This window comes from Marinisporobacter balticus, from assembly GCF_004345705.1.
GTDB classification, from domain to species: Bacteria; Bacillota; Clostridia; order Peptostreptococcales; family Thermotaleaceae; genus Marinisporobacter; species Marinisporobacter balticus.
In genome coordinates this window covers 212334-226185 of record NZ_SLWV01000004.1, presented here as the reverse complement: position 1 = coordinate 226185, position 13852 = coordinate 212334, and the positions used below count along the sequence as shown (strand labels likewise).

Below are 13852 nucleotides of genomic sequence, written 5' to 3'. Positions count from 1 at the left end.
CTGGTTCAACAATTATAGGATTCATTCATCACTAGGATATTTAACACCGTATCAATATAGGATTACTAACCTTAAAAAAGTTGTTTGATTTACTGGTTCTTTCCATAGTTAGTTGATTCTACGTATTTCTTCCAGCCTTAATACCTTTTTACGTAACATATCAAAGTTATTACGACCATACATTATTCGCTTTATTACTTTTAATTTATTTACACTACCTTCTGCTAAACCGTTACTGTATTCATATGTAATTGCATTTTTCACTGCTGCTATATCTCTGGAAATTCCAGTTATAAAACTATTAAGATCATCTATTCCTAATGATTTTGCCTCAATAATCCATCGATCTAGTAGGGTAGCATTTTTGCTAAGTACAAGTTGTTTAAAAGATTTGATTATATCATAGACGTCTTGAAGCTTTGGATAAATTATTAGTACTTTGTTAAGTTGCTCTGAGGTCAATTTTTTAACTTTCTCAATAGGTTTATATAATAATTTCACTAGATGGTTCTTTCCATACTTAGTTGAAACTGTTGGATTTATAGCATATTTTTGAGTAACAATTACTATTTAAATATAATATAAATTACACTTTTCAACAAACATTGGAAAGAACCTTTAAATGATTGACAATATGCAGCATTACTATATGGAAAAGAAACCGTTAGATTATAGGCTTTCATCCCATTGTTTGAATTATCGTAATACATGAACTCCCCAAAATCAACTTGTGCTTCACCAGGTGGATGTTCCAAAGGCATATATCCTTTCACCTTCTCTTCATAGAGCTGTTTCTTCTTTGCTGCTACATAATACTGTACGGTTCTTAATTTCACTTCTAACTGTTCTGGATACTCTTCCTGCAATCTATCATAAATTCGTCTTACGGTATGACGTTGTTTTCTTGGCGCTTGCAAATCTGTAATGAGCCATTGGTCAATAATTGGCTTCAAAGGATCTAATAATGAGGGGTTATCTTTTGGTTCTTTATAATGCTCATTGAAATCCTCTTTATCAATATATTTTTTTACTGTATCAAAGTGTTTACCAGTGCGTCTTGATATTTCTCTTAAAGAAACATATTCAAATTCATGCATCTTTCTGATATAATTAGCTTCATCCATTGTTAACATCCTTTCATACCTCCTTCAGTCTTCAACAACTAAAGGATACTTTATTTTGAAGGGTGTTACAATGGATATTTTTTTGCATTTACTGCTACACTTTTGCATTGCACTTTGCTACATTTCTATTATGCACTATACATAAGTTAATATGTTAAGTGCCAGGCATTAGGGCTCGGCAAGTTAAAGAACAGCACCCACATTCATTCCTAGCTTGGCGAATTAGGATCTTACATATATTCATCATACCACATCTGAAAAACAATCAAGGTCCACATTAATTTGTCAACATTTGGATTCTGTTTGTTATTAAACTGGTTTACAATTTTATCAATTTCTTGATAATTAAATATACCTTGTTCTTTTATAAAATCTCTATCGAAATAATTTTTACCATATCTCTTAAAATCATCATGAAGCCATTTGTATATTGGTACTCCAAATCCCATTTTGGGTCTATCTACTAATTCTTTAGGGATATATCTATATAAAAGTTCCTTTAAAATATATTTTTTGCAACCATTTTTATATTTCATATTATGTGGCATATTTAATGCATATTCAACGACCCTATAATCTAAAAATGGCGTTCTCGCTTCTAAAGTTGCTGACATAGAAGCACGATCTACTTTTGTTAATATGTCATCAGGCAAGTAGGTTATAAGATCTTGTAACATATGTTTTTGTTGAATGTTATCAGATAAATCTAATATGTTAAAATATTTGCTTTCTAAATTAAAAGGTGACGAAGTAATATTCTTATATTTATCTTTGAAAGTCAAATAATCTGAATTAATAATAGCCTCATCACTGTTTAAGTTAAATAATTTAATATATTTTCTATTAAAATTAGATTTTACTAAAAAATTTTTCAAGGGTAGAACGGTATCTATTCCATTTAAGTATTTGGAAAAAATTTTATATTTCTTAAATTTCAGTATATTATCATATCGACTATATCCACAAAATAGTTCATCTCCTGCATCTCCTGATAAGCTTACAGTAACATTTTGTTTAGCAATTTTACTCACCAACATAGTTGGCAGTTGGGAACTGTCTGCAAATGGTTCATCATAGAAGATAGGTAGTTTCTCAATTAACTCCTTAGCTTTATTCACCGGTAGATAAGTTTCATGATGATTTGTACCAAGATATTTAGCTACTTTTCTTGCATATAATGCTTCGTTATAGTTGTCTTCTTCAAATCCTATTGTAAAACTTTGAACAGGATTGGATGATACCTTCTGCATTAACGTCATTATTAAAGAAGAATCAATACCTCCACTTAAAAAACCTCCAACTGGAACATCACTAATCATTCTAAGTTTTACTGAATCTGTAAGCAAGTCATCTAATTCTTGAATATATTTTTTTTCGCCTTTCCAATCTTTAATTTTTTCATTACCAAATTTATCATTAACACTCCAATATTCAACTTCTGATATCTGTCCATTCTTATATAACAAATAACACCCTGGCTTAAGTTTATAAGTGTTTTTGAAGATTGTGTGAGGCGCAACAATATATTGATGATAAAGAAACATATTTAAAGCATTCATATTAATTTCCTTATGAAAAAAAGGATATTTCATTATGGGTTTTAGTTCGGAAGCAAACACTATATCTTGTTGATTGTAATAATAGTATAGTGGCTTGACTCCCATTCTATCTCGAATTAAATATAGTTCATCTTTTCGCTTATCAAATATTGCTATCGCAAACATACCATTAAATTGATGTATACAGTCTATTCCCCACTCTTGATATGCATAAATTATAACCTCTGTATCCGTATTAGATTTAAAAAAATAACCTTTTTCTAAAAGTATATCCTTTATCCCCTGAAAATTATATATTTCGCCATTATAAACCACTATGATAGTTTCATCTTGACTAAACATCGGTTGGTGCCCTAGTGGAGATAAATCAATTATTGAAAGTCTCTTTTGTGCTAAACCTATTTGAAAATTGTTTTTTAAGCTTTTCATATAATATCCTTCATCATTAGGTCCTCTATAATGTATAGTTTGGTTCATATCATATAGTACTTTATCTTCTATTTGTTTTTTATGAAAAAAACCACATATTCCGCACACTTTAAGTCACCTCTTATTTTAATATTAAGTATGTAAATTAAATTCACATCCAATTATTATTTTAAACAATTTTTTAAGTACTAATTTTTATTCAAATGTAAAACTACTATAATTTCATTAAAATTACTTTACTGAATTTCACATGAATTATTTCTTATTTTTTTTTCACAATAGAGAAATGAAAATAAAAATGAGCTAAGCATTGCTATAGTTGTTGCTATAGCAGGTCCAATCAATCCAAAAAAGTTAATGAATATAACATCTAAACCTAAGTTCACTAATGCTTGTATTATATTAAGCGTTTGTAGTATTTTATATTTATCATTAGTGTTATAGTATAAAACATAAAACACAGATAAATAATTAAACATACTTCCAATCATCAATACATTAAATATTTTCACTGCATCAAGATATCTTACACCGTATATTGTTATAATTATAAGCTTAGAAAAGGCTATAATGAACATATGGACAATTATGCTTAAAGAAAAAATAATAAGTCTTTCTTTATAAAAGAAAATATTAATTTTATTATAATCTCTATTCAAAAAATATGAAGAAACATTTGTTGCATAATAACTTGAAATCAAATAAGCAAATCCCGCTATAGCAGTAAAAAGTTTATATGCTGCATTATAAATTCCTACATCTTCAGTAGTCATAAAATGTTTAATAACTGCCGTATCACCGAAATTTATAAGGTATAATCCTGAAAATCCAAACAACTGCCATAAAGAGAAGTTCAGCACCTCTTTAAACCATAATCGATCAAATTCAAACCTCCCAACATCTTTATTGTCTATTTTAAAAATATAGAAAATTACACTAGCATGACTTATTATATTTATTACTAGTAAAGTTTTAACATCAAATGATATCGTAGAGATTAAAAGCAAATAAATAATTTTAGCTGTTATTGATAACAAGGTTGACAAAACTTGCTTATTAACAGCCAAAAAATATTGGCTTAAGTAATCCTCAGCTACACTCACGTATAACCAGATCAATATTAAAAAAGATACATTTAATCCCACGTACAGATTGATTTGTTTCCCAAATATTAAAAATAGCAATGTAATAATAATTAAACTTAAAAAAATTATTATGCTTCTCGCCCAAAAAGTTTTATTAATACTACCATGCTTAGCTTTTTCTTTACTTCCATAATATAAAATTGAAGAAGAACTCCAGCTAAATCCAAATGTAGTAATTAAGCCGATTAACATAAATATTAATGAAAATATACCATAATCACCAACACTTAATTTTCTGACAATAACCACATTAGTAATTAAACCTAAAATCATTATCAACACTTTAAGTAAGGTGAATATAATAAATCCCTTTCTTTTTATAAGAAATTCTAATATTGTATCACTACTTATCATATAATAGCATATCCTCACATTCTACATAATTTATTCTATAGTATCCAGTTTCTTATACAAATGATGATCTCATTTCAACCTTTCAAAAATGTATTTTTTGATATTTTGGGAATTATTGCTGATATCATAATACAAATTGTCCAGATGCAAATTACTCTTTTAATTAGATTAATCTCATATACTAGGCTATTTCTATGAATATAAAAACTCCAATAGCTCATACTTATCAGTATCAAGGGTTTAATGTTAGAGTCAATATTTTCCATCAATTTAGAACCAATTGATAAGATAATTACATAAAATATAATAAACAAAATTAATAATCCCCATCCTCCTGAAGCCCACATTTCTGCCCAAATATTGCTCCCCATACCATAGTTAACTTTTGGAAACATAGCATTTTGAAACAAACTATTGAACGAAGTACTATCTCCCCCCAGCTTATTAGCAAATAAAATAACCTGATATGCGATTGACTTAAAATGTGATAATCCTACTTTGAAGTCTGTTCTTATTACTTCATTTAATATAACTTGTATTCCAAAGGGTTCTGAGTATCTGATTGAATCTACATAAAACTGTATACTCGAAATTTTTTGTACAACTAAGTCCCACATCCCTAATTTTATAGGAATGTAAATTTGTTTATAACTAAAGAAAAAAATTGCAACTACTATTCCGATAACTAAAGATTTTATATTATTTATAAGTAACCTTTGTTTACCTTTTAAATTTAACCAATGAGTCATTATAGATATTATTGCAATTGCTGCAGTTGATCTAAATCCCATATATATATGGAATGACATCATAATAAAAAAAAGCCAAAACAACTTCTTTTTCTCTGTAATAAAAGCAAAAACTATTCCTAATAATATTGTGTTTTCCCATAGCAAGGACCATCTATTTCCATTTGACAAAACAATTTGTTTATTAGCAGACAATAAGCTACTCCCCATCGTTATAATCATCAATGTTAATCCCAAAAATGAGATTATAGTAATAAAAAATAAAATATTTTGTGAACCTTCAACACTAATTTTTTTTTGTTCCTTCTTATTAATATTAATTATGTCATAAATAATTGCTCCTGTTCCTATTGATACCAATACTAAACACATTACCAAATATGTTTCCTTCAAAATAGAACTTTGAATCCAACCAGGCAAAAAAACATATCCATAAAAACCAGGCAAAAAATATACAATAGCAGATATATAAGCTAAAGTAAAAAAATCAAATTTTCTTTTTTTATTCATGAAAAATATTAATCCCAAAATGGAAATTATCATAAATGCTATTTGCATATATCTTCCTCCTGATATTTAAACTACAATAGTAAATCTTATATCTTTTAAGTTTAATAATTCTTAGGGTTCTAAAATATTATATTAAACTACACAATGTAAAATATCAAAGTTCCTAATAATAGAGTTAACTGAATATATTATTCTCGACCTATTTTTAAAAATATTTCACTTTTTTATTTAGTAAGAATTCGATTATACAAGTTCATATGTAATTTCAATAACTTTAAGTAGCTATTTTATTGTCATAAATTTTTATATAATTTCCATAATTTTATAATTCAATATTTTTTTCCCATTCTTTTATCAGATTTTTTATTCCAAAATCTTCCACTCTACTTTTTCCTGCTTTTTTATATTCTTTCTGTAATTTTTCGTTGTTCAATAGTTCTAGCAATGTATCTGCCATTATATTTTCTTCTTTACTAAGTGGTTCATCATAATTATAATAGTTACCATCACACACTGGGACAAGAGTACCATATGTTGCATATTCTACAGCTTTACATTGATATTGCCAATCGGTATCTGGTGCTAGTATTTCTCTTGGCCCTGATTTACAATCTGATGACACTACCGGAACATCACAAGCTACTGCTTCTACCAATGTATTCGGAAATCCTTCAGAAAGAGATGGTAATATAAATAAATCTGAATTATATATATACTTATATGGATTGTTTTTAAAGCCTAACAAACATATATTTTGTTCCAATTCAAGATTTTTTATTAATTCTCTTAAGTAACTTTCTAATTCACCAGATCCTAATATGATTAATTTAAATTCCTTATTATAGTTATTAATTTTTTTAAAAGCTCTTATCAAATGCCACTGACCTTTAAAATGATTTAATCGCCCTACCGTTATTATTACTTTACTTTTAAAAATATTTTGATACTCTTCTTCCAGGGGCTCTTTGGCTAAGCTACGTATCCTCTCCAAATCATAGAAATTATATATAGTTACTATTTTTTTTTTATTAGTACCATAATTTGAAATTAAATCTTTTTTTATAACATTTGAGACTCCTATAATTTTATCAGATCTATTGTAAATTTTTTTGATTAAATATTTATTTATTGTTCCATAAATCCCCTTGGACTGAATTGAAACATAATTTCTAACCGATACAATAACTCTGCCCTTTTTCCTTGACAAAATGTTTATAATATTGGGACCATCTAAAAAACTAATTGTTGTATCTATTTTTAACTCTTTTTTTAATAACTTTACTTTTCTAAGTCTAAAAAAAGCATTCCATGTTTTGAAAATAAAATTAGATTGAGATTTCATTTTTAAATCTATCAAATTTCCTTCGAACTGATATGCTATATCCTCGGAATCAAAAACAATTAAATATAAGTTGTACTTTTTAAAGAGTTGCTGACTTAATAATGATGCCACACGTTCAGCGCCACCACCTTTAAGACTAGAAATCATTATTGCAACATTTTTCATGTGCTTCCACCCGCTTCTATAAAGAGAATCTTCTCGTTTTGACTATGTGATATCTTCTACAAAATATTTTTTGTACCATTTCTGAAAAATAAATATACACCAAATTTGTTTAGTATTTAATTTGCCATTCATCCTCATTTCATTCAAATTTGAGTAGTGAAATATGTTTTGATTATTAACAAATTGTTTACTAAAGTAATATTCAATTTCATTTTTTAATGAACCATTAACCCATTCATCAATTGGTACAGAAAAACCTTTTTTAGGTCTATTTGTAAACTGTTTAGGTAAATACTTGTATAAAACTTGTTTTAGCAGATATTTTTTTTCTCTTTCTCGCATCTTAAATTCCAATGGAACTTTCAAAGAAAATTCAACAATTTTATGATCTAATAAAGGCACTCTAGCTTCTAATGCGTATTTCATACTTGCTCTGTCCACTTTAGTTAGAATATCATCTACCATGTATGATTTAATATCTGAAATCATTTCCTTATCTAATATAGTATGTTTTTTTAGTTCATCGTAAGGTCTAAAATAATTAATACTTTTGTCTAAATCATCACTATTTAACAAAATGCTCCTGATTTCCTTTTTAGAGAACATACTTTTTAAATTTAGTACCATCTCACTTATCTCCCCAGAATAATCCAATACTTGAGACAACCGTTTGTTATATAATCCTCCTACATAACCAATCCCTTTTCGAATAGAATGAGGTAAATTATGAAATTTTGATAAAGTTTTTATATGATCATAAGTATTATAGCCACAAAAAAGTTCATCTCCTCCATCCCCTGACAGTGCTACTGTAACTTTCTCTTTAGCTAATTTTGATACTAACATTGTTGGAATTGATGACGAATCATAAAAAGGCTCATCATAATAATAAACTAAATCTTCAACCATTGAAAAAAGATCATCATTAGTTATATATAATTCAGTATGATCTGTTCCTAAGTATGCAGCAATTTCTTTAGCATAATTTGCTTCATTGAATTTATCATTATTAAAACCAATAGAAAATGTCTTAACTTTATCTTTACTCATATCCTGCATCAAAGAAACAACTAAACTCGAATCTATTCCCCCACTTAAAAATGCACCGATAGGTACATCACTAACTAATCTACTTTTAATAGATGATTTCAAAAGTTCTTCTAATTGCTCTAAATACTCTTTTTCTGCTAAAACTTCTTTATTTGCACACTTCCTTTTTATATCAATTATATCCCAATAGGTAGATATCTCTATTTTATTATTTTGAAATATTAAATATTTACCTGGCTCTAATTTAAATGTATTTTCATAAATAGTATATGGTGCAGGAATATAACCAAATGTTAAATACAAATTAATTGCTTGATTATTAATATTCTTTAAAAATTTAGGATGTTTTATAATAGGTTTTAGTTCTGATCCGAAAGCAAAATCTTTTCCATTATGATAGTAATATAATGGTTTTATACCAATACGATCTCTTACCAAGGTCAATTTGTTTTTTTTCTGTTCCCAAATTGCTATAGCAAACATTCCATTGAATTTATTGATACATTTTATTCCCCATTGCTTATACGCATAAACAATCACTTCTGTATCAGTATCTGTTTTAAAAGAATATCCTTTTTCTACTAATTCAGCTTTAATTTGTTTATAATTGTATATTTCACCATTGAATGAAATAGTTATAGTACCCGTTTCATCACTCATTGGCTGTCTGCCTAAAGACGATAAATCTAATATACTTAACCGTTTCTGTGCTAGTCCAATTCTTTCATCCAAATAATATCCCTCATCATCAGGACCTCTATGACAAATAGATTGATTCATTTCATATAAGTCTCTTTTATTATATCCATTATTTATAAATCCACATATTCCGCACATAATCCTCGCTCCTATTTAGTATAAGATTATTTTTAATTACTCACAGTTAAGTATAAATTGTCAAATGATTTTACAATAGCTCTTATTGAATATTTCTTTTCAACTCTTTGTCTTGCTAATATTTTTAATTTATCTATTTCTTCATTATTTAGTAACGATATAATTGCTTCGTTAAGTTCAAGATAATTTTTTGTACTCGCTACTTTACCCGTATTTCCCACTATAATTTTTGAATCTCCCGCCTCTGTTACAACACAAGGTAATTCACAAGCCATAGCTTCACCTATTGCATTGGAAAAACTTTCACCTAACGATGAAGAAACATATATATCGGCTGCCGATAATAATGCTGGTATGTCATTTTGTCTACCTAATAAAAGTATATTATCTTTAAGATTATAATCATTTATTAAAATTACTAATTCATCATTAGAATATTCTAAATTAGTTCCAACCATGAGCATTTTAAATTTTACTTTCTGTTTTTTTAACTTATCTAGAGCTTTTAGTAAAGTATAATAATCTTTTTGTATATCCCATCTACCAACAGTGATAATAACTTTTTCTTCTTTATTTAATCTTAATTCTTTTCTAATTCTCAATCTATCATCCAAATTAAACTTGAATTTATCTAATTCAAACCCATTAGGAATAATTATTGAATTTTTATCTACATATCCTGCTTTCATATGATTTTCAAAAGCCTTATTTGAATTATAAGTTATACAGTCAACAAATCTAGATACTAATGAATTGAATTTTACAATTTTTAATGTTTTAGATTTATTTGCTTCTTTATCTAAGTTACTATGTCTAATATTCCAAATAAGTTTCTTCTTTAATAAAACTTTAGATACTATAAATCCAAATATATCTGCATGGTAGAGCCAAGTGTTAACTATATCACACTCTTTACATATGATTCTAGCTTTTATTAAAGAAGCACACAGATTTTTCCTATTTAAATTTAGCGAGTGAATTTTTATTCCCGCCATTTTTATCTTCTCTCCCATCATGCCTTGATCCATCAAGGTAATGACTTCATGATAATACTGCCCTTTATCGGAATACTTTAAAAGTTTATAGAGCATACTTTCAGCACCACCACACCCTAAACCTGTGATTATATGAATAATTTTTTTCATTTATTCTCATCCTCTATTTCTACAAATTCTCCTTATACCATTCTATAGCTGCTACAATTCCTTTCTCGAAACTCCACTCTGGATCATATCCCAGCAATTCTTTTGCTTTACTTATATCAGCATTACTATGCTTAATATCACCTTTACGCTCAACCCCAAAAATTGGTTCAATGTCTTTATCCAATGCCTTACATAATTCATGATAAATATCAATCAAATATTCTCTACCACCATAAGCAATGTTATATGCTTGTCCAGCGGCTTCATCTGATGCGTTACAAGCTTTTAAATTTGCTTCAATAATATTCTCAATATAAGTAAAGTCTCTACTCTGTTTTCCATCACCATTGATAGTTGGTTGTTGATCATTAAGTAATTGCTTTATGAACTTTGGAATAACCGCAGCATATGCACCATTAGGATCTTGTCTTTTACCAAATACATTGAAGTATCTCAATCCATACGTATCTAACCCGTATAACTTTGTATATTGCTTACCGTATTCCTCATCAACCATCTTAGTAAGTGCATAAGGAGATAATAAATTTCCCTCTATTCCTTCTTTCTTTGGTAAATTGGGTTCATCCCCATATACCGATGAGCTAGATGCATAGACAAACTTCTTCACACCGTTTTGTCTAGCCGCTTCCATCATATTCAATGTACCTTTTATATTAATCGCTTCATATAATAAAGGCATCTCAATACTTCTTGGCACACTTCCCCAAGCAGCTTGGTTTAATACATAATCAACATCTTTACAAGCATTCATACAAATATTGAGATTTCGTATATCTCCCTCAATAAATTCAAAGTTAAAATTATCCATAAATAAATCTATATTTTCTCTTTTGCCAGTTGAAAAATCATCTAATCCCCTTACTTTGTAACCTAATTTTAGTATTGCCTCTACAAGATTTGATCCAATAAACCCAGCTGCACCTGTTACTAAAAACTTAGTTCCTTCAGGAAAATTAATATCTTGGTATCCCATTATTACAACCTCCAATATATAAAACCATTGCTTTCTGCTTCTTTTTTATCAAACATACCCTTTACATCTATAAGTAAATGCTTATGATTTTGATAAAGTTTCTTAATATCTTCTATTTTTAATTCCTTAAACTCTTCATGAGGTACTGCAAAAATAATTGCATCCATATCTTGTATATCCTCAATAGAAGACGGATTGATTTTGTACTCTCTCCATAAATCTTCTTTATCTGCTACAGGATCAAGCACTTTAGTTTCTATTCCATACTCTTGTAATTCATTGATTACATCTACAACTTTTGTATTTCTAACATCTGGACAATTTTCTTTAAAAGTCACACCAAAAATAGCTACTTTAGAACCTTTAATTTGTTTATCAGCTTTAATAAGTATTTTTACTGTCTGTTCTGCTACATATTTCCCCATATCATCATTGATTTTTCTACCTGATAATATGATTTGAGAATGATATCCCAACTCTTCCGCTTTATAAGTTAAGTAATATGGATCTACGCCTATACAGTGACCGCCTACTAGCCCAGGAGAAAACTTAAGAAAGTTCCACTTTGTTCCTGAGGCTTCCAGAACAGCATTCGTATCAATTCCCATTTTATTAAAGATAATTGAAAGTTCATTCATGAAAGCAATATTAATATCTCTTTGCGAGTTCTCAATTACTTTAGCCGCTTCAGCAACCTTTATGCTTTCTGCTCTATGCACCCCAGCTTCAATTACCATCTCATAAATTTTAGCAATTGTATCTAATGACTCTTCATCCATACCAGATACAACTTTTACAATGGTTTCTAATCTATGTACTTTATCGCCAGGATTAATTCTTTCAGGAGAGTAACCTACTTTAAAATCGACTCCACATTTTAATCCTGATTCTTCTTCAAGAATAGGAACACAAATGTCTTCAGTAACACCTGGGAAAACAGTTGATTCAAAGACTACGATTGAGCCTTCAGTCAAATTTCTACCAACTGTTCTACTTGCTCCAATAACCGGCCTTAAATCGGGCGTTTTATCTTTGTTAATTGGTGTTGGTACTGCTACAACATGGAATTTACAATCTCTTAAGTGTTTTTCTTCCCATGTTAATAAAGCAGTTGTTTCTTGAATGGCTTGATCTCCAACTTCTTTTGTAACATCGGTACCGTTTAGATATTGCTTAACCTTTGATTCAGATATATCAAAACCAACAACATCAACTTTCTTTGAAAATGCAATTGCCAATGGCATACCTACATATCCCAAACCAACAACTGAAATTTTTTCTTTTTTTGATACAATAGCTTCATATAGACTCATATCAATTCTCCTTTAAACTATTTAATTCTTCTATGTAAGCATTTATTACGATACATCTATCAAATTCTTTTTCCATTTTCTTTCGTCCTGCAATCCCTATAGCCTTCTTTTTATCATCAGGTAGATTTATAAATCTAATGATTGCTTCAACTAAACTATCCACACTCTTAACTTTAAAACCAAAGCCACTTATGCCTTCATCAAAAGTTTCTATACAACCAGTTACTTTTGAAGCTAATACTGGTCGACCTGATGATGCAGATTCTAGTAATACATTAGCAGTTCCTTCATGATAAGACGGAAGTATTGTAGCGTGAGCTTTTCTAATAAATTTATGAACATCATTTTGAGGCCCATGATAATTGACAACCCCATTTTTTTCATACTCTTTTAGTTGTTCAGTGTAATCCTCTTCGATAAATCCAATTAAATCAAACTGTACATTTAAATACTTTTCTTTTACTATTTTTGCAGCTTTGAGTAATTCGTCTATCCCCTTCGCTTTCATAATTCGCCCGATAAATAAAAATTTGATTGTTTCAGTATTATTAGGATACTCCTCTAAAACATGATGCTTTAGGTTTACACCAGAGCCAGGTATTAATCTTGTTCTTCTTTTTACAACCTTTTTTTTAGTAAAAAACTGCTTATTCGGCTCGTTTTGAAAAAAAACACATCGTGATTCTTTTAATCCAATTCGATATAATCCCAACGCAACTTTCTGCATTAAACCTTTATTTTCAATAGAAGTACCTAAGCCTGTAATATTAGTCAAATACGGTGTTTTAGTAATTCTACAAGCTATGCCTCCATAAACATTGGGTTTAATAGTGTATGTTAAAACAACATCAGGTTTGATTCTTCTGATGATTTTTATATAAGTCAGAATCAAGGCCATATCAGTTACAGGATTTGTACCTCGTCTATCAACATTAGATTCTAGATACTCACAACCTAGTGATTTCAATTTAAAGACGTACTCGTCATGAGGAAATGAAATATAAACATCATTACTTTGTTTTATCAACTCTTCTAAAAGCTCTTTTCTAAATTTATATAAGCCCATACCAAAGTTGGCTAATACAAGAATCTTCATTATTTATTCTCTCCTTGCCTGAAACCCTGAATCTTAAAAA

At 28.7% G+C, this 13852-nt stretch carries 12 protein-coding genes; 1 reads left to right on the top strand and 11 read right to left on the bottom strand.

Going from position 1 to position 13852, the window contains the following annotated elements; all coding sequences use genetic code 11:
* Positions 1 to 88 (top strand): IS3 family transposase (locus EV214_RS19630; RefSeq protein ID WP_132243472.1); only part of this gene is annotated, 88 nt, incomplete at its 5' end.
* A 20-nt stretch (positions 89 to 108) separates the two neighbouring features.
* Here EV214_RS19630 and EV214_RS05300 read toward each other — a convergent pair.
* The 11 genes from EV214_RS05300 to EV214_RS05250 form a co-directional block, all read right to left on the bottom strand.
* A complete protein-coding gene (locus tag EV214_RS05300) occupies positions 109 to 501 on the bottom strand; it encodes a transposase (protein WP_132243442.1) in 393 nt (130 codons plus the stop codon).
* A 65-nt stretch (positions 502 to 566) separates the two neighbouring features.
* Entirely contained in the window at positions 567 to 1133 is a 567-nt protein-coding gene (locus EV214_RS05295; protein ID WP_132243440.1) for a transposase, read from the bottom strand.
* A gap of 221 nt (positions 1134 to 1354) precedes the next feature.
* Positions 1355 to 3220 (bottom strand): asparagine synthase (glutamine-hydrolyzing), encoded by a 1866-nt coding sequence (gene asnB, locus EV214_RS05290; protein ID WP_132243438.1) that lies wholly within the window; start codon positions 3218 to 3220, stop codon positions 1355 to 1357.
* 128 nt (positions 3221 to 3348) lie between these two features.
* The gene (locus tag EV214_RS05285) at positions 3349 to 4611 is read right to left on the bottom strand and encodes a lipopolysaccharide biosynthesis protein (protein WP_132243436.1); all 1263 of its coding nucleotides are present in this window, start codon (positions 4609 to 4611) and stop codon (positions 3349 to 3351) included.
* Positions 4612 to 4685: 74 nt separating this feature from the next.
* Entirely contained in the window at positions 4686 to 5918 is a 1233-nt protein-coding gene (locus tag EV214_RS05280) for a hypothetical protein (RefSeq protein ID WP_132243434.1), read from the bottom strand.
* Between the two features lie 274 nt (positions 5919 to 6192).
* A complete protein-coding gene (locus tag EV214_RS05275) occupies positions 6193 to 7377 on the bottom strand; it encodes a glycosyltransferase (RefSeq protein ID WP_132243432.1) in 1185 nt (394 codons plus the stop codon).
* A gap of 42 nt (positions 7378 to 7419) precedes the next feature.
* Positions 7420 to 9264, bottom strand: coding sequence for an asparagine synthase (glutamine-hydrolyzing) (asnB, locus tag EV214_RS05270; RefSeq protein ID WP_132243430.1), 1845 nt, complete (start codon positions 9262 to 9264; stop codon positions 7420 to 7422).
* 32 nt (positions 9265 to 9296) lie between these two features.
* On the bottom strand, positions 9297 to 10409 hold the full coding sequence (locus EV214_RS05265) for a glycosyltransferase (protein WP_132243428.1): 1113 nt from the start codon (positions 10407 to 10409) through the stop codon (positions 9297 to 9299).
* A gap of 19 nt (positions 10410 to 10428) precedes the next feature.
* Positions 10429 to 11403, bottom strand: coding sequence for an SDR family oxidoreductase (locus tag EV214_RS05260; RefSeq protein WP_132243426.1), 975 nt, complete (start codon positions 11401 to 11403; stop codon positions 10429 to 10431).
* A gap of 2 nt (positions 11404 to 11405) precedes the next feature.
* Positions 11406 to 12716 (bottom strand): nucleotide sugar dehydrogenase, encoded by a 1311-nt coding sequence (locus tag EV214_RS05255; RefSeq protein WP_132243424.1) that lies wholly within the window; start codon positions 12714 to 12716, stop codon positions 11406 to 11408.
* 1 nt (position 12717) lies between these two features.
* Positions 12718 to 13812, bottom strand: a complete 1095-nt coding sequence (locus EV214_RS05250; protein WP_243116558.1) for a glycosyltransferase family 4 protein — start codon at positions 13810 to 13812, stop codon at positions 12718 to 12720.
* Between the last annotated feature and the right edge of the window lie 40 nt (positions 13813 to 13852).